Source organism: Paraherbaspirillum soli, from assembly GCF_042654985.1.
Classification (GTDB): domain Bacteria; phylum Pseudomonadota; class Gammaproteobacteria; order Burkholderiales; family Burkholderiaceae_D; genus Paraherbaspirillum; species Paraherbaspirillum soli.
The window spans coordinates 405,083-427,767 of the sequence record NZ_JBHSMT010000026.1 but is presented as its reverse complement, the minus strand read 5'-3'; the positions used below and the strand labels follow the sequence as shown (position 1 = coordinate 427,767).

The following is a 22,685-nucleotide window of genomic DNA, read 5'->3' as shown; positions in this document are numbered from 1 at the left end:
CCTGCGCCTGCACGCCGATCACGAGGGGCCGACCCTCATCTTCAATAAAGCATCGCAGCGGCCGATACTTCGGCTTTTGCGTTCTTGACACACGGCGGCAAAGGCAGGGTCGAAAGACCGGACAAAAGATTTAAACGACCCCGGCAGCCCACTAAGGGGCTCCCTACCTCACCGCCCGTGGAGGGCGATAAAGGTCGTTCACGTAGAAATCCGCTAGCCGCGGTCCGTGCTCTTTTGTTAGTGGCTTTCGAACCACGTCCAGGATTTTTCTCTCAGGGACGGGAGCGACTATAAACGCTATCGGATGCGATGGCAATTATTAGCATCATGCTATTTTTAGATAGGTGGTAGGTTGGCGTTGAGCCGAAGGCGAAGCCCAACATTTTCATCTCCGTCTCCACCAAACGTTGGGCTTTCCAGCCCAAACTACGACCCTTCTTTAACGTTGCGGCAACAAGCCGACTGCTCAAGCCCCCAGCGTCGCCCCGCCATCCACGCATAGCTCATGCATCGTGATGTGGCGTGCCTGCTCCGACGCCAGAAAAACCACCGCGGCGGCGATGTCCTCGGCGTCGGCGATCCGGCCCAGCGGGATGCCGAGCCGGAAGCTCTCCAGCGCGCCGTTGATGACCGCCTGCTTGTGCTCCGGGCTGGTCCACAATTGGCGCTGCATCGCGGTGTCGGTCGAACCGGGCGACACCACGTTGCAGCGGATCCCGTGCTCGGCCAGCTCCAATCCCAGGCAGCGTGTGAAATGGGCCGAGGCCGCCTTCGACGCCGCGTAAGCCGCCATCTGCTGGCGCGGCACCGAGGACGCGTTGGAAGCCACCGTCACGATCACGCCGCGCCGCCGCGGCACCATGCACGACGCCACCGCTCGCGACACGCGGAACACGCCGCCGACATTGACCGCGAAGGTCTGCTCCCAATCGGCATCGCTGCAATCGAGCGCCGAACCGAGGCGCAGGATGCCGGCGGCGTTGACCAGGATCGCTATCGGTCCCAACTCTTGCTCGACCCGCTCCACCGCAGCGTTCACCGCTGCGCTGTCGGACACATCCACCGCCAGCCCCAGCGCCGTGCTGCCGGCAAGCTGCAACTCGGTAACCAGCGCCGCCACCGGCTCGGCCTGCACGTCGAGCACGGCCAGTGTTGCTCCGCGTTGCGCCAATGCACGCGCGACGGCGGCACCGATGCCTTGTGCCGCGCCGGTGATCAGTACTATCTTGTCTTTAAATTCCATCTCGTTTTCCTTTCATCAAACTTGTGTCGGTGTGTGTCGTAGGGTGGAACAGCGCAGCGTCTTCCACCGTTTTAGGAGCCTCAAATAGGCGAGGTGACGCATCAGGCGGCGGATAACGCTTCGCTCATCCGCCCTACCGCGAACTTAGAAGCCTCACACAATGGTAAGGCGGCGATTGGCGCGTCGTGCGCTAGCCGGCACCACCACCGGCGCGCCGTCGCCCGGTGCAGCCAGCACGTCGACTTCCAGGTCGTACAGCTGCCGCACCAGCGCCGGGGTGACGATCTGGCGCGGCGTGCCGGTCGCCAGCACGCGGCCGTCGCGCATCGCCACCAGCGTGTCGGCATAACGCGCCGCCGCCACCAGGTCGTGCAGCACGATCACCACGCCGCGCCCTGCGGCGGCCAGCGCTTGCACCCGGTTCAGCACATCGACTTGATGGCCCAGGTCGAGCATGCTGGTCGGTTCATCCAGCAACAGCAGCGGCGTCTCTTGCGCCAGCACCATCGCCAGCCAGCAGCGCTGGCGCTGGCCGCCGGACAGTTGATCGAGGCGGCGGTCGGCCAGTTGCAATACGTCGGTCGCCTGCAACGCGGCACGCACCGCCTGTTCATCGGCGGCCGACCATTGTTGCAGCAACCCCTGATGCGGATGACGGCCGTAACGCACCAGGCCGCCGACGGTGATCCCCTCCGGCGCTTGCGGCGTCTGCGGCAGCATGGCCAGACGACGTGCGGCCTGTTGCGGACGCAGCCGCCACAGATCCTCGCCGCCCAGATGGACGCTGCCCAGCACCGGTTTATGCAGCCGCGCCATGCAGCGCAGCAGCGTCGATTTGCCGCAGCCGTTCGGCCCGACGATCACCGTAACCCGGCCCGGTTCAATCGTCAGATCGACGCCATGCAGTACCGGAATTTTTTGATGGCTGGCATGCAGCCCTTTCACTATTAAACTCTGCTTCATCCCATCGCTCCCTTACGCTCGCTTAATAGCAGCCACAGCAAAAACGGGCCGCCTAGCAAATTACAGATCACGCCGACCGGCAGCTCGGCCGCGCTCAGCAACACCCGCCCCATCGTGTCGGCGCCGACCACCAGCGTCGCTCCGGCCAGCGCCGCACCGAGCAAGGCGATGCGGCCGCCGCCGACCAGACGCTCGGCAATGAAAGGCGCGGCCAGCGCGACAAACGCGATCGGGCCGCAGACGCCGACCGCCAGCCCGGCCAGCAGCACCGCGCTCAACAGCGCCTGCCACTGCGTCGCGCGCACCGGCAAGCCCAGTCCGGCGGCGATCTCGGTGTCGAAGCGCAGCAGCGCCAGCCGCCGTGTGGTCAGCAAAGTCGGCGGCAACAGCAGCAGCAAGCCGATGGCCAGCGGCAATGCGGCGCTGTAGGAGCGGCCGTTCAGACTGCCTATACTCCACGCGTACAGCGCACTGGCATGCATCAGTTCCTGCCGTGACAGCGCCAACTCGGTCACCGCCCGCAGCAGGCTGGACAAGGCCAGCCCGACGATCAGCAAGCGCTGCCCTCTGCTGCCCAGATCGCCGGAAGCGACCAGCAGCAAAACCACCGCGCCAAGAGCGCCGAGCGGCCCCACCCACCACGGGCCGAACATGCCCGATGCGCTGCCGATCAGCGCCACGAACACGCCTAGAGTCGCGCCGTCGGCCACCCCCAACAGATCAGGAGTCGCCAGCCGGTTACGGGTCAGCGCCTGGATCAGGCAACCGGCCAGCCCCAACGCGGCGCCGGCCAGCAGCCCGACCAGCACCCGCGGCAGGCGGAATTCCAGCACCAGCAATTGCAGTCCCGGCGTTGCGTGGCCCAGCAATATCGAGACCAGTTGCGGCGGCGACAGCCAGGTCGCACCGGCCATCAGCGCGATGCCGACCGCGCAAGCCAGCGCAGTGCTCAATCCCGCGATCGCCGCCAAAGAACGCCAGGCGAACAGCAGCGAAAAGCGGCCGCAGCGCAGCAGTATTACGCCCGGCTCAAGCGTGTTGTCTGGTGAAAAATAAGGCTGATTCATAAAGCGCTACCGTTCTGCCAAGCGTTCGAGCGCGCCAGCCAGATCAGCAGCGGCGCGCCGACCAACGCGGTCATCACGCTGATCGGCGTCTCGAACGGCTGCACCGCCAGCCGCGCCCCGAGATCGGCGGCCAGCAGCAGCGCCGCTCCTAGCCAAGCCGCCAGCGCCAGTTGCGCAAGCAGTCCCGAGCGCACCAGCGCCCGTGCCAAGAACGGCGCCAGCAAGCCGAGAAAACCAATCGGCCCGGCCAGCGCCACCGCACTCCCGGTCAGCAAAGTCACCGTCAGCGCCACGGCAATCCGCAGTCGTAACGGCCGATGCCCGAGCGAACGGGCGATATCGTCGCCCAGCAGCAGCGCCGACAACGGCCGCGCCAGCAACAGTGCCGCCAGCAAGCCCACCACCACAGCAGGCGCGGTCCACAGCGTCATGCCCGGCGTAATCCCCGCCAGCGAGCCGAGCACCCAGAACCGATATTGGTCGTAACCGGACGGCTGCGACAGCAGGATGGCCGAGCTGATGCCGACGAAAGTCGCTCCCAGCGCGACCCCGGCCAGCACCAGTCGCAATGGCGCAGCGGCATGCTGACCGGCATGCGCCACCGCCAGCACGCAGCCATTGCCGACCAGCGCGCCGAGCCCGGCCCACAACAGATAACCAGGACCGTTCTCGACCCCGGCGCAGACGATGCCCACCACCACCCCCAGCGCGGCACCGGCATTGACCCCGAGCAGCCCCGGCTCGGCCAGCGGATTGCGGGTCACGGTTTGCATCAGCATCCCGGCCACGCCGAGCGCGCTACCGACCAGCAGCGCCGCCGCCATCCGCGGCAAGCGCAAACTCAGCAGCACGGTCTGCAGTTGCGGATCGCTGCGCGCAGCGGCGTCGCCGAACAGAAACGCCAGCGCATCCGCCGCCCCGACCTGGCCGGCACCGATCAACAAGCCAGCCAGCGCCAAGGCCGGCACCGACAGCACCAGCAAAAACACAAGCGCCCGACGCGCTGCCGGGCGATAAGGATGAGAGGACAAAAGGACTCCAAAAATCAGGGTGAAAAGACGGTAAAAAATTTACCGAAAGTTCGTTGTACCAAGGCTGTTGCCGTTGCCGTTGCCGTTGCTTTTGACGTGCATTCCGCATTGGGACGCTGCCAAATGGGACGGCTGTCAGGCGGGAATTGTGGGAAGACATGTTTGAGCGTAGCGAGTTTGTCTTCACACCCGACTGATAGGCGACACATTTGGGGACCTGACCGAAGGGAAGGCAGTGGCTTTGCGGTCGCCTTCTTTTGGTTACTTTTCTTGGCGAAGCAAGAAAAGTGACTGGCTGCCGGGCCACTCCCGGCTAGCTTCCACGGAGTTGCGACCGTGTTAGATACCAGAAGACCCACCGCCTGCACTCCGTAGCCCGCTCAGCGGGGTCAGAGTAATTTACGGCGATAAGGCTGCCGTAAAAAAACTCTGACCCCGGTGAGCTACTTTTTGCGGTCGCCATCAGGGCAAAAAGCTGAGATCACCAAAACAGACAAACGTAAAAACAACCCCTCAACACTCCGTAGTCCGTTAATAGGGGTCAGAGTAATTTTCGTCAAACAGCCGACGAAAAAAAACTCTGACCCCAATTAACTAGATCCGGTTTAGCTACCCCCTACCGCCCCACCATCGCTCTCTCCACATCCGCCAATATCGCCAACGCCGCCAACGGCCCGCCAGGGCTGGTCCACAACGACCCATCCACCGCCACCATATGCCCGTTGCGCACCGCCCCCAACTGCCGGAAAGCCGGACTCTGCCGCGCCGCAGCCAACGCATCGCTAGCCTGCCCACCCGCGCTCAAAGTCCCGACAAACAACCAGTCGCCATCAATCTTCGACAACGCCTCCAGACTCAACGGCGGCGAGTGCGCCGCCCCCGGCTGCATTTGCGCCGCCGGCCGCCGCAACTTGAGATCGGCCAGCACCAGACTGGCGAACGCATCCTTCAACATATAAGACGGCCCTTGCGGATTCCAGCGCACCACGCTCACGGTCGCATCGGCCTGCGACCCCAACCTGCCCCGCAACGCCTCGGCACGACTACGGTACTCGCTCAAGAAAGCATCCGCCTGCGCCGGACGCCCGACCACCGCGGCGATGCGGCGCAATGCCGCCTGCCAGTCGTCGCCCGGCTTGTAGCTGACCACCGTAGGCGCGATCTTGCCCAACTGCGCCAACAACTCCGGATCGGGCAAACCGCCGACCAGGATCAAATCCGGCTGCAAGCCGATCACCAGATCCAACACCGGACTGCCGAAATTGCCGACGCTGGCCAGCCCGGCGGCGGCGCTGCCGAGATAGCGCGGCATGCCACTCTGACCGCGGCCGGCGGTGGCGCCAACCGGTTTGATTTTGAGCGCCAGCAACGCATCCAGATCCAGTTCCGACAAGGCCAGCAAGCGTTGCGGCTGGGCCGGCACGACTACCGTTCTGCCGGCGGCATCGACGATGCTGCGTTCGGCGCCGAAGGCTGAAGCCGCGGTCAGCAGCGCAAACATCAGTGACAGCAGGATTTTCATGAGACGGTTTCCTCGGCGGTGGATACGCTGTCTTGGTCCAGCTCGAACGCATCCATGATGCGATGCCGTTCGGCGTGGTAAGCCTCTTCGGTGTGTTCGTCTTTCCAGTACGGCACCGCGTACATCGCCCGGCGCGGCACGGCGCGCTCGGTCAGCAGGTATTCGCGCAGCGCCACCACTTGCGTGCTTTCGCCGGCCAGCGTGACCGATAGCGCAGCGGCCGGCCAGGTCAGGCGGCGCACCGCATCCAGCAACAAGGTGCTGTCGCCGGCGCGTGCGCCGTCGCGCGACAGCCAGCGCAAGTTGATCCCGGGTGGGTGGCGCAAGGACTGGATTTCACTGCGGTCCGGCACCTCGATCAAGGCGTCGCCGCGGGCATCGTCCGGCAGCGCCGCCAGCACGGCGGCCAGCACTGCAAAGGCGCTCGGATCGCCGAGCAGCAGGTAGTAATCGGCATCCTGCACAAAGCGCGGCGGTCCGCCCGGACCGGCGATGCCGACGGCGGCGCCCGGTTCGGCATGCAGCGCCCAGCTGGAAGCCGGGCCGTTATCGCCGTGCAGCACGAAGTCGATATCCAGTTCGCCCGCCACCGGGTCGTAGCGGCCGACGGTATAAGTGCGGGCAATCGGCCGGATGTCGTCGGGCGGCCAGATCGGGCCGTCCGGTCCCAGGGTCGGCAGCACCGGCTCGACTTGACCGGGCCGCGGCAACAGCAGCTTGATATGGCCGCCGTCGCTGTCCGTCGGAAAGCCGGCCAGCGCTTCGCCGGCCAGCGTGATGCGGCGCATGTGCGGCGTCATCTGGCGGGTGCGCCGCACGCGCAACAGGCGCGGCGGCGTGCGGGGGGTGGGTGCTTTACTCATGATGTTGCCTCGTAAAAGTTGGTGAGAGCCGGCTGGCCAGTTCGCGGCCGATGCGGGCCAATGGCGCAGGCTTGCTCATGCCGATATGGGTGCTGTCGATATCGACCCGTTCCATCCGGCCCCGCACATAAGGCGTCCAGCCCAGCCAGTCGGGGGCATTGGGCGTGCGGCGCTGCGCATGGAAAAACAACACATCGCCGTCGAAAGGCTGATGCCGCAAATCGCGGTATTGCAGCATGCCGTGCAACGCGTTCTTGAGCAGGCGCGCCAGATGGGCGTCGTCGGCTGCGGCCAGCGTACTGCCCGGCTGTTTGAAGCGAGCCAGCATGGCGTCATGCGACAGCGGCTGGCCGTCGGCGTCCAGCGGCGACGCGCCGATCACGTCCAGCAAGGTCAGTAGCGCGTCGCGCTCGGTCGGCTCGGGCTGACCCTGCCAGATATCGCTCGGATACGCATCCATCATCGCCAGCAGCGATACGGTTTCGCCTGCCGCTTGCAGTTTGACCGCCATCGCATGCGCGATGCCGCCGCCGGACGACCAGCCCAGCAGACGGTACGGGCCTTGTGCTTGCGCGCCGCGCAGCAGCGCCAGATAGGCATCGACCTGGGCTTCGACGCTGGCCGGCGCGTCGCCGCTGTTGCCGATCGCTTGCAAACCGTAGATCGGGATCTCCGGCAATTGCATCGCCAGGCCCAGATAGCACCAGGACAATCCTTCGGCCGGATGTACGCAAAACAGCGCCGGCCCGGTGCCGCGCTGGATGGTCAGCAGCGGCGCGAATTCGGACCCGGCAGCGGCCGGTGGCGGCGGATGGCCGGCCAGCGTGTTCAGCGATTGCGCCAGCGCCGCCACCGTGCGATGGCGGAACAAGGCCGATACGGCGATCTCGCGCTGCAAAGCGATGCCGAGCCGGTTGGCGACCTGGATCACTTGCAAGGATTTGCCGCCGAGCGCGAAAAAATCATCTTCCCGGCTGAGGTCGGCGACGCCCAATACCTCGCTCCAGACCGCCATTACCGTCTGTTCCAGTTTGCTGGCGACAGCGCGATCGGTGACGGCGGCTTCAATTGGCATCGCACTCAACGCTTTGCGGTCTATCTTGCCGTTGAGATTGCGCGGCAGTTTCGGCAGCGCCGAGTAGCTGGCCGGTATCGCCACCGCCGGCAAGCGTTCGCTCAGGAAGGCGCGCAATGCGGCGGGCGACGGCAGTTCGCTATCGGCGACGATAAATGCCGCCAATCGCTTGCCGCCGCCGGCCAGCGGCTGGCCGACCACCGCCACTTCGCGCAGGCCAGGATAGGACAGCAGCGCTGCTTCGATTTCCAACGGGTCGATGCGGTGGCCGCTGAGTTTGAACTCGTCGTCCAGCCGGCCGAGATAACGCAGTTCGCCATCGTCGCCGAGCAGCACACGGTCGCCGGTGCGGTAGGCGCGCGGCCGGCCCGGCAATGCGGCCAGCGGCACGAAACGCTCTGCGGTCAGCGCTGCGCGTCCCAGATATCCGTGCGCCAGGCCGCCGCCGATCAGGCATAGCTCCCCGGGTTCGCCGCGTGGCACCGGGCGCAGCTCGCTATCGACCACGGCAATATCGACCCCGGCCAAGGGGCGGCCGATGGGCACCGTGTCGCCATCGAAATTGATCGCATCGGGTCCGGCCAGTTCGGCCGTGGTGCAAATCACGGTGGCCTCGGTCGGGCCATAGGTATTGAGCAGCACCACCTGCCGCGCGACCGACGCCCGCCAGCGCGCCACGCGCTCAGCCAGTGCGGCCTCGCCGCCGATGATCAGCAGCCGCACGGCGTCCGGCAGCGCGCCTTCCTGCTGGCTGATGCAAAAGCTCAGCTCGTGCCAGAAAGCGGTCGGCAAATCCAGCACGCTGATGCGCAGCCGTTCGCAGGCTAGCAAGAAGCGCGGCAGCGATTCCAGCATGGCTTCATTGCGCAGGATCAAGGTCGCACCGGCGCACAAGCTGAGGAAAATTTCTTCGACGCTGGCATCGAAATGCAAGGGTGCGAATTGCAGCACGCGGTCGGCGGCGGTGATGCGGTAGCGCGCCGTCGCGCCGGCCACAAAATGCGCCAATGCGTCGCGGCCTACCATCACGCCGTTGGGCCGGCCGGTGGAGCCGGAGGTGTAGATCACGTAGGCCAGCGCGTCGGCGGCGACTGCGACCGGCGCGGCCAGCGGCGTGCTATTTACTTCGGCATCGTCCAGGCACAGCACCGCACCGCTCGCCTTGTCGGCGTGTGCGCGCACGGTCAGCACCAGCGTCGGTTCGGCATCGGCCAGCACCGCCGCGATGCGCAGCGCCGGGCCGTCGGGATCGAGCGGCACGTAGCCGCCGCCGGCCCACAAGATCGCCAATAGCGCCACCACGGTGCGCGGCGCGCGCGGCAGCAAGACCACTACGCGGCTGTTCTGCGTCACGCCGTGCGCGACCAATTGCGCTGCCAGTGTCTGTACCTGCGCCAGCAGTTCGGCATAGCTCAGGGAGACGCCGTCTTGTTCGAGTCCGATGCGTTCGGGGGTGGCGTTGGCATGACGCAGCAAGGCGGCCAATACCGGCTCGGTCGCGGTTGGCAGCGGTCCGCCGGACAATAGCGACGGTGCCGCAGCTTCAGCGGCGCGCCCCAGCACCGCGGCCAGCGGCGAGTCCGGTTGGCCGGTCAACGCTTCCAGCGCCGCCAGCAGATTTGCATGATGCGCGTTCAGCGCGGCGCTGTCGTAGGCATCGGGATTGGCTTCGAAATCCAGCCGGATGCCGTCGGCACGGGGCGCGACGACAATCGCCAGATCTTCGACCGGACCGGCCGATACCGGGTGCGAAGTCGCCGCCAATCCGCCGAACACCAGCGGCCGGTCGAACGGCATCAGGTTGATCACCGGCCCGAACAGACGGCGGGTGCCATCCGTCAAACCCAAATCGTGCTTCAGTTGTTCATAGCGGTAACGCTGGTGCGGCCGCAGTGCGCGCAGTTCGGCCGCCACCAGGCGCGCCAAATCGTTCAGGCTGGCGTCGGGGTCGACCCGCAGCCGCAACGGTACGATATTCATCGCCATGCAAGGCACGCTCAAGGCCACCGAACCGAGCCGGCCCATGACCGGCAAGCCGAGCGTGATATCCGTCGCGCCGCTGCTTTTATGCAGCCAGGCGGCAACCGCCGCAATCAGCCAGGCCGACCAATCGACGCCGGCGGCCGCAGCCGCTGCCTGCCAGCGCGCCAAGGTGTCGGCCGCCAAGCTGCCGCGCTGACGGCGCACGCCGTGCGCAACCGGCATCGGCGCCGCTAGCAGCATCGGCGGTGGCGCATCCTTGAGCCGTGCGCACCAAAAATCGCGGTCGCGGCTGTAAGCGCTGGAAGCTTGATAGACGCGGTCTTCTTCGACCACCGGCGCCAGTGCGGCGGAGCGTGCCGCCGGCAACGGCGCACCTGCTGTGCGCGCCGAATACAGATCGGCCACTCGTTGTGCCAGCAACGCATAGCCGAAACCGTCCAGCGCGACGTGGTGCACCCGCAAATACCACAGCGTCCGCTCGGGGCCGAGTTGCAGCAGCGCGCTGCCGAACAAGGGGCCGTGCGCCAGATCGGCGGTTTGCAGCAGGTCGATTTGCATCCAGCTTTGTGCTGCGTCCCACGGCAATGCCGCAGCGCTGAAATCGCGCCGTTGCAGGCGCCAGCCGGTGTCTGCTGCCGCCGTCTGCCAGACGCTTTGGCCGTCGCTGGCATAGCGCTGGTGCAAGGCGTCGCACTCGGCCACGGCTTGATACAGCGCCGCCTCGAAAGCGGCTTGATCCAGCGCGCCGCACAGCTCAACCGCTTCGGCGGTCCAGTAAGCCGGGCTGCCCGGATCGAGTTGCTGGCCGAGCCAGATACCGTACTGCGCGGCCGATAGCGGCAAGCGCATCGGCAACTGTTGGCTCAGCTCCTGCATTTGGGCGACTCCCATTCAATTGCCCCGCTGCGCGGCCAGCAAGGCCCACCAGTCGGCGAGAGTCGGCCGCTCGGCCAACTCGACGAAGGTGGTGGTCGCACCGGCACGACGCCAGCGTTCGACCAGAGTCATCAAGCGAATCGAATCGAGTCCGGCATACAGCAGGTTGTCGTCGGCTTGCAGGTCGGAGGCAGGCAGCTGCAGCAGGCTGGCGACTTCCGCCCGTAATTCCTCCAGGCTGGCTGGCAAGCCGGTCGACGGCAGCAACGCCGCCGTGACGTCCAGGGTGCTGGTCACTACGCCGCAGCGCTGCGACACGTAATCGAGCGCCATCGCATGCTGTTCAGCCGAGAAATCGGCCAGCGCATCGCCCACCAGGAACGGCTGCACATCGTGCATGAAAGCGTCGGCGCTGGTCATCAGGCAGCCGATATGGGCGTAGACGCCGCACACGATCAATTGGTCGCGGCCCTGCTGTTGCATGCGTTCCAACAAGTCACTGCGGACGAAAGCGCTGTAGCGCCACTTGGTCAGCACGGTATCCTGCGCGCGCGGCGTCAGCGCTGCCACTACCGGCGCCCGCTCCGGGTGCGCGGTCAGGCCCGGCCCCCACCATGCTTGCAACAGGCCGCGTTGTTCCGGCGTCTGCTGCGGCGGCTGCGCGGTATACACCACCGGCACGCCGGCGGCGTCGCAAGCCGCGCGCAGGCGGCCGATATGATCGAGCAAGGCTGGGATAGGCGCGGCATTGACATCGTAAAAATCGAGGAAATACTCTTGCATGTCGTGGATCAGCAGCACCGCGCGGGCCGGATCGGGCTTCCAGTCGACGCGGTTGTTCGGCATGGCGGTTGCGGCTGGCATTGGGTAGGAGGCGATTCTTGGGATGCTCATGGGAAGGTCGTTTGGCTAATTGGTGAATGTGGGCTTGGACTCGTAGGGTGGATGAGCGTAGCGTTATCCACCGCTTGATGCGCCGATTGACTCATCTAAAACGGCGGAAGGCGCTACGCTTTTCCGCCCTACTTCTTTATGTTGCTGCGTTCTTCAGCTGCTGTGCGATGCGCTCGCGCAGCACTCTTTTGTTGACCTTGCCGACCCCGGTTTTGGGGAAGTGATCGACGAACTCGATCCGGTCCGGGATCTTGTAGTGGGCGATGCCGCGTTCGCGCAGGAAGTAGGTCAACTCCAGCGTTCGCGGCACCGCGCCGCGCGGTATCACGAAGGCGCAGCTGCGCTCGCCCAGATACGCATCCGGCATCGCGACCAGCGCCACGTCATGCACGTTCGGGTGCGCCAGCAAATGGTTTTCCACTTCGTCGGCGGCCACTTTGTCGCCGCCGCGATTGATCTGGTCCTTGGCGCGTCCTTCGACCACCAGATGACCGGACGGCAGTTGCGACACCAGGTCGCCGGTGCGATAGAAACCGTCGGCGGTGAAGGCGCGGGCGTTGTGTTCTTCGGCCCGGTAGTAGCCGCGTATCGTGTACGGGCCGCGAGTCAGCAAGTGACCGACTTCGCCCGGCGCGACATCGCAGTCCTCGTCGTCGACCACCCGCACTTCATCGTCGGCTGAAATCGGCCGCCCCTGGGTGGAGACGATCAGTTGTTCCGGGTCGTCATGACGGGTGTAGTTGACCAGCCCTTCGGCCATGCCGAACACCTGCTGCAACGCGCAGCCGAGAACAGGGCGCACCCGTTGCGCGACTTCGGTGGTGAATTTGGCGCCGCCGACCTGTAACAGCTGCAAGCTGCTCAGATCGTGCTTGCCGCTACCGTGGCCACTTGCAGCAGCGTCCAGCCAGACCATCGCCAGCGGCGGCACCAGGGCGGTCAGCGTCACCCTTTCGGCTTCGATCAGCGGGAAAGCTTCGTCCGGGCTGGCGCGCCGCGCCATCACCACGCAGCCGCCGGCGTACAGCACGCCGAGCGTGCCGGGCGAGCTGAGCGTGAAGTTATGCGCGACCGGCAACGCGCACAGATAGACGCTGTCCGGCGTCAGGCCGCAAATGTCGGCGCTGGCGCGGATGCTGTACAGGTAGTCGTCCGGCGTGCGCGGAATCAGCTTGGGCAAGCCGGTGCTGCCGCCGGATAGCTGGAGGAAGGCGACATCGTCCGGGCGCGGCTCAGGGAAGGTTTGCGGCGAATCGTACAGGCTGTCGAGCGCGCAGAATTCCTGCGCTTCACCGGCTACGATCACGTGCTTCAACGTCGGCACTTCGGCGCTGACCTGGCGCGCCAGTTGGCGATAATCGAAGCCGCCGTCGCTGTCGGCGATCACATAGGCGGTGGCTTCGGCGAACTCGCAGAAATAGCTGATTTCTGCACGCCGATGGGCGGGCAGCGCGAACACCGGCACCGCGCCCAGGCGGAACAGCGCGAAGCAGACCGCGAAGAATTCGGCGACGTTGGGCAGTTGCACCACCACCCGGTCGCGAGCGGAGATGCCTAGCCGGGCAAAGCCTGCGGCCAGTTGGTCGCTGCGCTGATCCAGTTCGCGGTAGGTCCAGCGGCGCGTGCCGCATACCAGCGCCGGCCGCTCGGGATGTTCTTGCGCCCGCGCCCGCAGCATGGCGCCGAAGGTTTCCCCGGTCCAGTAGCCGGCGGCGCGGTAGCGCTCGGCGACCTTTTCCGGCCAAGGGGTGAAGCCAGGCAAATACGACTTGCTCATGCGGCCTCCTCGATGGCTTCCTCAGTTGCAGCATCCAGCGCCGATTCCAGGTTCATCGCGCCCAGCATGGTGCGCAGCTTGCCGGAGGTTTCCAGCAGTTCCAGCTCCGGTTCGGAGCCGGCGACAATGCCGGCCCCGGCATACAAGGTTGCACTGTTCGCGCCGACTTCGGCACAGCGCAAGGTCACGGCCCATTCGCCATCGCCGCGGCTATCGCACCAGCCGACCAGGCCGGCAAAATAGCGGCGGTCGAAGCCTTCCACTTCGGCGATCAATTCGCGCGCGCGTGCCGTTGGATGGCCGCATACCGCCGGCGTCGGGTGCAGTGCCAGCGCCACCTCCAGTGAAGTCGTGGCCGGGTCCGCCAGCTCGCCGCAGATTTCAGTGCCCAGGTGCCACATGGTCGGCGTCGCCAGCAGGCTCGGCGCTGCCGGCACGTTCAGATTGCGGCAGTACGGCCGCATGGCGGCGGCCACCGCATCGACCACCAGCGCGTGCTCGTGCAGGTCCTTGATCGAGCGCAGCAAACCATCGGCGCGACGCTGGTCTTCGGCCGGGTCCGCACTGCGCGGGATAGACCCCGCCAGTGGATGCGAGATCAGCTCGCGGCCGTACCGCGCCAGCAGCAGCTCGGGACTGGCGCCGATCAAGGTTCTGTGCTGATCGGCAAGGTCGATGGCAAAGGTGTAACCGCGTAAGTTGCGCGCAGCCAGGCGTCTGAGCAAGGCCGGAACGTCGATCCGGGCATCCAGCGTCAGCGAGCGCGACAGCACGACCTTTTCGAGTTCTGCATTGCGAATCCGGGCCAACGCATGACGCACATTGTTGCGGTAGCCGTCGGGCGTCGGTTGCGCCTGCGGTGCGCTCGACAAGCGAGCGGCGGCGGACTGCGCCGCAGCGACATGATCCTCCATAGCGCCAGCCACGCCGGTGCCGCTGGCCAGCCGTTCCGGTATGAACAAGCGCGCTGGTGCGGACCCGGCGTCCAATCGAAATGGTACGGCCCCCATCAGTACCGGGGCCGGCTCTCCTTCCCGCTCAGCGTCCTTGAGCGCCGCAGCCGCGGTGGCGGCCAGCCGGCTGCCGTCGCAGGCTGGAACCACGGCCTTGATCCCGTGCGCCAATAGCGTGCGCCTGGGCGAGGCAAAAAACGTCGCGCCAAGCTGGTATTGCTGCAGCAAATCGGCGGCCCTGACCTGGCTCAGGAATGCATTGTGGATTCTGTCGTTCACGGTGAAAGTCCTCGCAATCGCAATAAAAAAGGTGGACCTGGCATTTCGCTGAGCGGACAACGGCTTGCGGCATGCGTCTGAGAGGCGACGTGGCGCAGACAGAAGGCATCCTCAAACGAGCATCAGGGATGGGCCAAGAATACTCAACTATAAATCTAAATGAGAATGATTTGCAATAAATAATTGATGCAATGAAATTTATTTGCGCTTCTTGGGATCGCGCGGCTCTATGAAACGTGCTCCCGGTCCAATCGAAACAAGCACTCAAAAGCAATATATTTAATATTATTAATATTGAGATTGATTCTCATTTGCGTTTGATGATACATTGCAACACTGAATTCCATCACCGCCGTCGCCACATCCGGCGCTGCCCTGCAACGGATAACCTACTGAGCATTCCCATGAAAAGAGATCTGCTAGTCGTTGATGAAGATAACCATTTGAACCTTGCCGCGATCGATCCGATGCCGTCGCCGGCCGAACTACGGACCCGGCTGCCGCTAGCCGCGCCGGCCGCGCAAACGGTGGCGACCGGACGCAGTGTGGTGCGCAATATCCTGGATCGGCGCGACCCGCGTTTGCTGGCGGTGGTCGGCCCCTGCTCGATTCACGATCCAGCCGCCGGCCTGGAGTACGCCCGCCGCCTAAAACAGCTGGCCGACGAGCTGGCCGATACGCTTTACATCGTGATGCGGGTCTATTTCGAAAAGCCGCGCACCAGCGTCGGCTGGAAAGGTTTGATCAACGATCCCCGGATGGATCAATCGTTTTGCATCGCCGAAGGCATGGAGCGGGCTCGCCGTTTCCTGCTGGAAGTCAATCAGCTGGGACTGCCGGCCGCGGCCGAGGCGCTGGACCCGATCTCGCCGCACTATTTGGGCGAGTTGATCAGCTGGGTCGCGATCGGAGCGCGCACCACGGAATCGCAGACGCACCGCGAGATGTCGTCCGGTTTGCCGATGCCGGTCGGCTTCAAGAACGGCACCGACGGCAGCGTCGACACCGCGGTCAACGCCATCCTGTCGACCTCGCACCCGCATGCTTTTTTGGGGATAGCCGCCGACGGCCGCACGGCGATCGTGCGCACCCGCGGCAACCGCTATAGCCACCTGGTGCTGCGCGGCGGCAGTGCCCGGCCCAACTACGACAGCGTCAGCGTGGCCTTGGCCGAACGGGCGCTGGCAAAAGCGCAACTGCCGCCCAACATCGTGATCGACTGCGCGCACGGCAACTCCTACAAGAATCCGGCGTTGCAACCCACGGTGTTGAGCGACGTCGTACACCAGATAAAGCAAGGCAATCGCAGCATCGTCGGCACCATGATCGAAAGTTTCCTGGAAGCCGGCAACCAGACTATCCCAGCCGACCTGTCGCAGCTCCGTTACGGCTGTTCGGTGACCGATCCGTGCGTGGATTGGGCGACGACGGAGAGCATGCTGCGGGATGCGGCGGATGCGTTGCGGGGGGTGCTGCCGGGGCGGTGTAGTTGACGTTGACGTTGACGTTGACGTTGTAGTTGCGGTTGCGGTTGCGGTTGCGGTTGCGGTTGCGGTTGACGTTGTCGTTGAATTTGAATTCCGCATTGGGACGCTGCCAAATGTGACGGCTGACATTCGGATAAAGAGGGAAGACATGTTTGAGCGCAGCGAGTTGGTCTTTCCTCCCGAATGGCAGTTGGCACATTTGGGGACCCGACCAACGGGAGGGCAGTGGCTTGCGGTCGCCTTTTGTTTGCTTACTTTATTTTGGCGAAGCAAAATAAAGTAAGTCGCCGTCAGGGCGAAAAGGTGAATCCGCCAAGACATCAACACTTAAAACAACCCCTCGGCGCTCCGTGGTCCGTCACTCAGGGACACAGTAATTCGGCACGCTACGGTGCCTCATAAACTATGTCCCCGGGTGACTACTTTTGTTGGCGAAGCAAGAAAAGTGAGTGGCTGCCGGGCCACCCCCGGCGAGCATCCACGGAGTAGCGACCATGTTAAGTAACGACGAACGGCAAACGAATGCAACCGTCCGCGCTCCGTAGCCCGTTAAAAGGGGGCAGAGTAATTTACGCGATAACCCGCGTAAAAAAACTCTGACCCCGGTGAGCTGATTTTTGCGGTCGCCGACAAATCTAACGGCTGAAATCGTCAAGAGCAACAACATAAAAACAACCCCTCGGCGCTCCGTGGTCCGTTAATTGGGGACAGAGTAATTCGACGCGCTGCGGCGTCTCTCAAACTCTGTCCCCAATTAACTCCAGTCGGTCGCCACCAGAACGAAAAGCTGAGAAACAAGCTGTACATAAACTAGAATACGCCGAGTTTGTCTGGACAAAGATCGTCCAACGAACCCATCCCCCACCCCAAGGAACCGATGAAACAGCTGTCCCCGACCCAAGCAATCGTACTGGTTGCCGCCATCCAATTCGTATATTTCCTCGACTTCGTCATGATGCTGCCGCTCGGGCCCGACCTGGCCCAGCAGCTCAATTTCGCCAGCGACAAACTCGGCTGGCTGTCGGCCGCCTACACCCTGGCCGCGGTACTGTCCGGCCTGTTCTCGGTGCGCTTGCTGGATCGCTTCGATCGCCGGCTGGTGCTGTTGCTGACTTTCGGCGCAGTCGCCCTGTGCACGCTAGCCGCGACCTGCGCCAGCGGCCTCTGGACGCTGATGCTGGCACGCGGATTGACCGGCCTGTGCGGCGGTCCGGCCATCGCGGTAAGCATGGCGATCATCGCCGACAGCACAGCGCCGGAACAACGCGGACAAGCCATCGGCAAAGTCATGATCGGCTTCGCGCTGGCCGTGATCATCGGCGTGCCGCTGGCGCTCGAACTGGCGCGCTGGGGCGGCTGGCAAAGCCCGTTTTATGCGGTCGCAGCGCTGGCTGCCCTGGTCTGGCTGGCGGCCGCCTGGCGCCTGCCGAATCTACGTCAGCACCTCGCACAGCCGCTTACGCATTCGGTCTCAATCCGCAGTCTGCTGGCGCAGCCGGCGGTGCGTATGGCTTGCATGGTGCAGGCGCTCAGCCAGTTCTCGGCGTTCCTGGTGATCCCCCAGTTTTCGGCCTACCTGCTGCACAATCTTGGCTTCCCGCGCGAACGGCTGAGCATGCTGTATTTTGCCGGCGGCCTGACCGCGATGGTGACCGTGCAACTGCTAGGACGGCTGACCGACCGCGTCGGCCCTTTTCCATCGGCGGCGATCGCAACGCTCAGCTTCTGTGCCGGCCTCGCCCCTTTTTTCGACTTGGGCGCGATACCGCTGATACTGCCGTTCGTGCTGTTCATGGGCGGCAATGCCGGCCGCAGCGTCACCTTGATGACGATCACCAGCCAGGTGCCGGCAGCGCACGAACGAGCCGGCTTCATGGCCTTGCAAAACATCGTACTGGACCTGGCAATCGCGCTGGCGGCGCTGACCTCCAGCCAGATGTTGGGCGAAACGGCGGACGGCCGGCTGACCGGGATGAGCACGGTTGCGGTATTGTCGGCAGTCCTGGTGACGGTCGTGTTATGCGTACTGCCGCGTTTGCATAAGCCGGTGGCTGCGCTGGCGTCAAAATAAAATCGGTCTCAGCGGCCGTACCAATAACGCTTATGTTCGGTCCGGTATTCGCTGGCTTCAACCGTGTCGCCAAAGCGCAGGAAAATCGCGCCGGCCTCGTCGCTGCGCCGGGTGGCTATGCCCAGTTGTTGATAGCGTTCGAATACTTCCTGCTTCGGATGACGGTAGCGATTGCGGTAGCCGACCTGGAATAGCGCGATCTGAGGCTCCACTTCACGCAGGAACGCCGGGGTCGACGAAGTGCCGCTGCCGTGGTGCGGCGCCAGCAGCACGCTGGCTTTCAATTGTCCGCGATGACTGGCAATCAGTTGCCGTTCTTGCGCGGCTTCGATATCGCCGGCCAGCAGAATCGATTGCCGCCGATTGCTGATCTTGAGCACGCAGCTGCGCGTGTTCGGTTTCATTTTGGGCAGCGCCGCCGCGTCATCGTAGCTCTCGGGACTCGGATGCAGCATCTCAAATTGCACGCCGTCCCATTGCCACGCTTGCCCGGCATGGCAGGGACGATGCTCGGTTGCGCTGCGCACAATCGGATGCTCGGGAGACAGCGACGAATACAGCGCGGCGACCGGCACGCTGTCCAGGACCGATAGGCCGCCGCCGGCATGATCGCTGTCGGCATGAGAAATCACCAGCGCATCCAGATAGTTGATTCCGCGCGCCTTCAGCCAGGGCAGGATAACCATGCTGCCGGCATCCGATTGCGGCGAATAATACGGCCCGGTGTCGTACAGCAAACGATGGCCGGGAGTCTCTACCAGTAGCGCCATGCCCTGCCCGACATCCAGCGCCGTCACCCAGATTTCGCCGTCGGCCGGACGGCTCGCGCCATGCAACAGCAACGGAATCCAGCCCGCCAGCGCCAGCCAGCGCAACGGCCAGCCGCGCGGAGCCAGCCACCACAGTGTGGCAAGCAGCGCCGTCAAGAAAATCCAAGGCGGCGGCAGCGCGGCTTGCCACACCGCATGCGGCAATTTGCTCAACCAGCCCAAGGCCATCGCCAGCAGCTCCACCAGCGCATGCGCCAACATCAGCAGCCAGCCGCACAGCGGCGCCGGCAACACGCTGCCGACCAATGCCAGCGGCGTCACCACCAAACCGACCAATGGAATCGCCAGCGCATTGGCCAGCGGGCTGACCAGCGATACCCGGGCAAACAACAACATCGTCAGCGGCACCAAGCCGATGGTCACCACATATTGCGTGTAGGCTCCGGCTTTTAACGATGCCAGCCACTTGCGCCGCGCCGATTGCGCGCCGTCGGACATGACTGTGGTGCGGCCGACGCTTCCATACAGGATCATGCCGACCGCAAAAAACGACAGCCAGAAGCCCGGCCACAGCACCGCCCACGGATCGAGCAGCAATACCACGCCAAGCGCTACGCACAGCACATGCGAAACGCTGGCGATGCGCCCGCTCCACATTGCCAGCGCGACCACCGACAACATATACAAGGTACGCTGGGCCGGCACGCCGAAACCGGCCAGCAGCACATACAGCAGCGCGGCCAGCGCGCCGCTCAAGGCCGCCACCTTCTGCGCCGGCAAGTACAGCGGCAACCCGGCATCGGTAAAAAACGAGCGTCGCCACAAAGCCGACATCAACGCCGCAAACAGACCGGCAATCATCGTGATATGCAAGCCGGAGATGGAGACCAGATGGCTGATGCCGGTGCGGTTGAAAATCTCCCAGTCGGATTGATCGATGGCTTGCTGATCGCCGATCACCAGCGCCACCAGCACCCCGGCATACGGGCGCCCGGGCAAGGCCGTCAGAATCCGCCGGCGCAACCAACCGCGCCCGGCGTCGATCGCATTTTGGACGCTGAAGACGAACGGATCCAGTTGCCGGTTCTGGACGCCTGTCGCTTGATCCGCGCGAACATAGCCGGTGGCCCGCAGATTTTTCTCCAGCAGCCAGACCTCGTAGTCGAAGCCGTAGGGATTGGCGTTGCCGTGCGGGCGTTTGAGGCGCACCGTCAATTGCCAGCGCGCGCCGGGTTCGATTCCGGCGGGGACCATCGCCGCTGCAGACGACGGCCGCCCTGCTTGCGCAAATCCGCGATACCAGGCCAGCGACAAGCGGGAAGGAATGGTCGGCAGCACACCATCTTGCGGCAGCACTTTTTCAACCGCAAAAGTGAAACGCACGCCCTGCTCGACGTGGGACGGCAAACTGTCGACGGTGCCGATCACGGTGACATCGCGCCCTTCCCATGCCGGCGGCAATTCCTGCTGTAGATAATGCTGTGCAAACAGCGCCGCCCAGCTAAAGCCAAACAACGCGCCGCACAGCAGCAGCGCCGGCATGGCGACGGCGTGTCTGGCCATCTTGCGTGCGGCCAGCGCGCACAGCACCGCCAGCGCCAGCAAAGCGACCAGCGCCAAGCTCGATGGCAATGCCGCCTGGATTTGCAGATAGCCGACGCCGATCGCGAAACCGATGATGGCGCAGCGCATCCGCTGAATTAACTACCTGAATTGAGCAAGGCCAGCCGCGGCAGCGCGTCGCGGGCATTGGCTGAGGTTGCCTGCGCCAGTTGGTCGATGGGAATACCGCGCAAGTCGGCCAGCACGGCGCCGATGCGCGGGATTTGTTGCGGGTTGTTTTTTTCCGGATGCAGCCAGGCTGGCGACAAGTCCGGGGCATCGGTTTCCAGCACCAGTGCAGCGAGCGGTAAATCGGTCGCCAGACGGCGAATCTGCAAGGCCCGGGTAAACGTCATGGCGCCACCGAAACCGAGCTTGAAGCCGAGTCCGATAAACGCCTCGGCTTGCTGGAAGCTACCGTTGAACGCATGCGCGATGCCGCCCGCCACCTTGATCCGGCGCAAGTGCTTCAGCAGGGTATCTTGCGAGCGGCGCACATGCAGCAATACCGGCAACTGGAATTCGCGCGCCAGCTTCAATTGTTCGACGTAGAAGTGTTCCTGCTTTTCGCGCAGCGGCCCGGACTCCATGCCCGGCACGAAGAAATCGAGGCCGATTTCGCCGATTGCGACAAAGCGCGGATCGGCCATTGCCAGCGCGACCGCTGTACGCAAGGCCTGCAAATCGGACTCCTCGGCCTGCGGCACATAGAGCGGATGAATCCCCAGCGCGTAGCAGCAATTGGCCTGCTGTGCGGCGAGGCTGGCGACGCTGTGAAAATTGGCGGGCGCCACCGCCGGGATCACAATCCAGCTCACCTGCTGCTGCGCAGCGGCTTGCGCGATGGCGGCCTGGGTTCCGGCAAACTCGCCGGCATCAAGATGGCAATGGGTGTCGATCCACATCCGAAAATCCTTAGAAAATCCCGCAAGGTTGATAGATTGGCATCCTATATCCCCTCAGCTCCCGCGTAAAGCAGCAATCGACCTAACATCGGAATGGCGCATGACAGCAGCTACACCGCCGGCGCAGAGCCTGATACCATGCTGCCGACAAGAACTTAACGCAATAACGGCCCACAATGTATCAGCGCCTGAGCGCCTATCAGCAGAAAGCAATTTAGATGGCCAAAGCAAACCAATCGCCGGTCGGAAAAATGTTCGATCAGCGTGAATTTCGAAACGCGCTGGGGAGTTTCACGACCGGCGTTACCATCATCACCGCGTGCCAGGCGGACGGCACGCCGGTTGGGATTACCGCCAACAGTTTCAACTCGGTATCGCTCGATCCGCCGCTCGTGTTATGGAGTCTGGCCAAGTCATCCAATAGCTTGCCGGCGTTCCAGGCGGCGGAACATTGGGCGGTGCATATCCTGTCGCACGATCAAGATGCGCTGGCGACCCATTTCAGCAAGCGCAGCCAGGACAAGTTTGCCGGTCTGGAGCTGGAGCGCGGGCTGGGCAACGCTCCGCTGCTGGCCGGATGCACCACGCGCATGCAGTGCAAGACCGCCTATCGCTATGACGGCGGCGACCACATCATCATGGTCGGCGAGGTGATGCACTTTGAGCATTCCGACACTGCGCCGCTGGTTTATCAGCGCGGCAATTACGCTATCGCGACCCGCAAGGATCTGGCCGACGAGGCTGAAGCATTGATCAAGGCCACCGCCGGCTCCACCAGCTTCGATGAAAATTCGATCAGCCATTTGCTGGGCACCGCTTATTTCCAGCTGCACGGCATGCTACGCGAATACGGCGCGCAACACGGCCTCAACGATGCCGAGTTTTTTGTGCTGAACACGCTAGCCGCGCGCGAAGGCCGCAAGCTGGAAGAGTTGAACCGGCTGTTCGTCTATGCCGGCCATGCGCCGCTGATCAACGTGCTTGACGACATGACCGCGCGCGGCTTGTTGCAGGTGGTCGTGGATCACGGAGAAAACCACGAGCACGGCCTGTTTTACCTGACCCCGCTGGGGCAGGAACTGGCGCAGCAGATCGCTGCCGCCGGCCGGCAATGCGAGGCCGACATGATGCAACGCCTGGGAACCGTCGACTCGCTCGCGTTACGGATGCTGCTCAGGCGTTTCATCAGCACCAGCGATGACACTCTGCTGCCGGGCGAGTCGTGATACGTGTCCGCTGCGGCGACATTGGCGACTAGATATGTAGGGCGGATGAGCGCAGCGTTATCCGCCGTTGGATGTGCCGCAGGTGTTGACGCATCCGG

General features: G+C 64.2%; 15 protein-coding genes. 3 read left to right on the top strand and 12 right to left on the bottom strand.

The features are described 5' to 3' along the window. Positions 1-466 precede the first annotated feature (466 nt). The 10 genes from ACFPM8_RS15775 to ACFPM8_RS15730 form a co-directional block, all read right to left on the bottom strand. Positions 467-1,243, bottom strand: coding sequence for a 2,3-dihydro-2,3-dihydroxybenzoate dehydrogenase (locus ACFPM8_RS15775; RefSeq protein WP_378998668.1), 777 nt, complete (start codon positions 1,241-1,243; stop codon positions 467-469). 153 nt (positions 1,244-1,396) lie between these two features. After that, on the bottom strand, positions 1,397-2,206 hold the full coding sequence (locus tag ACFPM8_RS15770) for an ABC transporter ATP-binding protein (RefSeq protein WP_378998667.1): 810 nt from the start codon (positions 2,204-2,206) through the stop codon (positions 1,397-1,399). Beyond that, on the bottom strand, positions 2,203-3,273 hold the full coding sequence (locus ACFPM8_RS15765; RefSeq protein WP_378998665.1) for a FecCD family ABC transporter permease: 1,071 nt from the start codon (positions 3,271-3,273) through the stop codon (positions 2,203-2,205). Before ACFPM8_RS15765 ends, ACFPM8_RS15770 begins: the two co-directional genes overlap by 4 nt. After that, on the bottom strand, positions 3,270-4,304 hold the full coding sequence (locus ACFPM8_RS15760; protein ID WP_378998664.1) for a FecCD family ABC transporter permease: 1,035 nt from the start codon (positions 4,302-4,304) through the stop codon (positions 3,270-3,272). Before ACFPM8_RS15760 ends, ACFPM8_RS15765 begins: the two co-directional genes overlap by 4 nt. A 616-nt stretch (positions 4,305-4,920) precedes the next feature. Beyond that, a complete protein-coding gene (locus ACFPM8_RS15755) occupies positions 4,921-5,826 on the bottom strand; it encodes an ABC transporter substrate-binding protein (RefSeq protein ID WP_378998662.1) in 906 nt (301 codons plus the stop codon). Continuing rightward, positions 5,823-6,689, bottom strand: a complete 867-nt coding sequence (locus ACFPM8_RS15750; protein ID WP_378998660.1) for a siderophore-interacting protein — start codon at positions 6,687-6,689, stop codon at positions 5,823-5,825. The genes ACFPM8_RS15755 and ACFPM8_RS15750 overlap by 4 nt, the downstream gene beginning before the upstream one ends. Then, the gene (locus ACFPM8_RS15745) at positions 6,682-10,638 is read right to left on the bottom strand and encodes an amino acid adenylation domain-containing protein (protein ID WP_378998658.1); all 3,957 of its coding nucleotides are present in this window, start codon (positions 10,636-10,638) and stop codon (positions 6,682-6,684) included. The genes ACFPM8_RS15750 and ACFPM8_RS15745 overlap by 8 nt, the downstream gene beginning before the upstream one ends. Next, complete coding sequence (locus ACFPM8_RS15740) at positions 10,639-11,517, bottom strand: isochorismatase (protein ID WP_378998657.1); 879 nt, start codon at positions 11,515-11,517, stop codon at positions 10,639-10,641. A 136-nt stretch (positions 11,518-11,653) separates the two neighbouring features. Further along, a complete protein-coding gene (locus ACFPM8_RS15735) occupies positions 11,654-13,294 on the bottom strand; it encodes a (2,3-dihydroxybenzoyl)adenylate synthase (RefSeq protein ID WP_378998655.1) in 1,641 nt (546 codons plus the stop codon). Continuing rightward, the gene (locus tag ACFPM8_RS15730) at positions 13,291-14,526 is read right to left on the bottom strand and encodes an isochorismate synthase (protein ID WP_378998653.1); all 1,236 of its coding nucleotides are present in this window, start codon (positions 14,524-14,526) and stop codon (positions 13,291-13,293) included. The genes ACFPM8_RS15735 and ACFPM8_RS15730 overlap by 4 nt, the downstream gene beginning before the upstream one ends. Positions 14,527-14,930: 404 nt before the next feature. On the opposite strand from ACFPM8_RS15730, the gene ACFPM8_RS15725 reads away from it, so the two are divergent. Beyond that, on the top strand, positions 14,931-16,019 hold the full coding sequence (locus ACFPM8_RS15725; protein ID WP_378998651.1) for a 3-deoxy-7-phosphoheptulonate synthase: 1,089 nt from the start codon (positions 14,931-14,933) through the stop codon (positions 16,017-16,019). 871 nt (positions 16,020-16,890) lie between these two features. Continuing rightward, complete coding sequence (locus tag ACFPM8_RS15720; RefSeq protein WP_378998649.1) at positions 16,891-18,084, top strand: MFS transporter; 1,194 nt, start codon at positions 16,891-16,893, stop codon at positions 18,082-18,084. Positions 18,085-18,092: 8 nt separating this feature from the next. On the opposite strand, the gene ACFPM8_RS15715 is transcribed toward ACFPM8_RS15720, so the two are convergent. Further along, positions 18,093-20,546 carry a DNA internalization-related competence protein ComEC/Rec2 gene (locus ACFPM8_RS15715; RefSeq protein WP_378998647.1) on the bottom strand — a complete coding sequence of 818 codons (2,454 nt, stop codon included), beginning with the start codon at positions 20,544-20,546 and terminating at the stop codon, positions 18,093-18,095. An 8-nt stretch (positions 20,547-20,554) separates the two neighbouring features. Beyond that, positions 20,555-21,361 carry a TatD family hydrolase gene (locus ACFPM8_RS15710; protein ID WP_378998645.1) on the bottom strand — a complete coding sequence of 269 codons (807 nt, stop codon included), beginning with the start codon at positions 21,359-21,361 and terminating at the stop codon, positions 20,555-20,557. Positions 21,362-21,579: 218 nt separating this feature from the next. Here ACFPM8_RS15710 and ACFPM8_RS15705 point away from each other — a divergent pair, with 218 nt between their 5' ends. Beyond that, on the top strand, positions 21,580-22,587 hold the full coding sequence (locus tag ACFPM8_RS15705) for a flavin reductase (RefSeq protein WP_378998643.1): 1,008 nt from the start codon (positions 21,580-21,582) through the stop codon (positions 22,585-22,587). Positions 22,588-22,685: the final 98 nt, after the last annotated feature.

What these genes read in the sequence shown, in the direction of transcription:
- ACFPM8_RS15775 (WP_378998668.1), bottom strand. Translation starts at nt 1,243, where the DNA reads ATGGAATTTAAAGACAAGATAGTACTGATCACCGGCGCGGCACAAGGC.
- ACFPM8_RS15770 (WP_378998667.1), bottom strand. Translation starts at nt 2,206, where the DNA reads ATGAAGCAGAGTTTAATAGTGAAAGGGCTGCATGCCAGCCATCAAAAA.
- ACFPM8_RS15765 (WP_378998665.1), bottom strand. Translation starts at nt 3,273, where the DNA reads ATGAATCAGCCTTATTTTTCACCAGACAACACGCTTGAGCCGGGCGTA.
- ACFPM8_RS15755 (WP_378998662.1), bottom strand. Translation starts at nt 5,826, where the DNA reads ATGAAAATCCTGCTGTCACTGATGTTTGCGCTGCTGACCGCGGCTTCA.
- ACFPM8_RS15750 (WP_378998660.1), bottom strand. Translation starts at nt 6,689, where the DNA reads ATGAGTAAAGCACCCACCCCCCGCACGCCGCCGCGCCTGTTGCGCGTG.
- ACFPM8_RS15745 (WP_378998658.1), bottom strand. Translation starts at nt 10,638, where the DNA reads ATGGGAGTCGCCCAAATGCAGGAGCTGAGCCAACAGTTGCCGATGCGC.
- ACFPM8_RS15740 (WP_378998657.1), bottom strand. Translation starts at nt 11,517, where the DNA reads ATGAGCATCCCAAGAATCGCCTCCTACCCAATGCCAGCCGCAACCGCC.
- ACFPM8_RS15735 (WP_378998655.1), bottom strand. Translation starts at nt 13,294, where the DNA reads ATGAGCAAGTCGTATTTGCCTGGCTTCACCCCTTGGCCGGAAAAGGTC.
- ACFPM8_RS15725 (WP_378998651.1), top strand. Translation starts at nt 14,931, where the DNA reads ATGAAAAGAGATCTGCTAGTCGTTGATGAAGATAACCATTTGAACCTT.
- ACFPM8_RS15720 (WP_378998649.1), top strand. Translation starts at nt 16,891, where the DNA reads ATGAAACAGCTGTCCCCGACCCAAGCAATCGTACTGGTTGCCGCCATC.
- ACFPM8_RS15715 (WP_378998647.1), bottom strand. Translation starts at nt 20,546, where the DNA reads ATGCGCTGCGCCATCATCGGTTTCGCGATCGGCGTCGGCTATCTGCAA.
- ACFPM8_RS15710 (WP_378998645.1), bottom strand. Translation starts at nt 21,361, where the DNA reads ATGTGGATCGACACCCATTGCCATCTTGATGCCGGCGAGTTTGCCGGA.
- ACFPM8_RS15705 (WP_378998643.1), top strand. Translation starts at nt 21,580, where the DNA reads ATGGCCAAAGCAAACCAATCGCCGGTCGGAAAAATGTTCGATCAGCGT.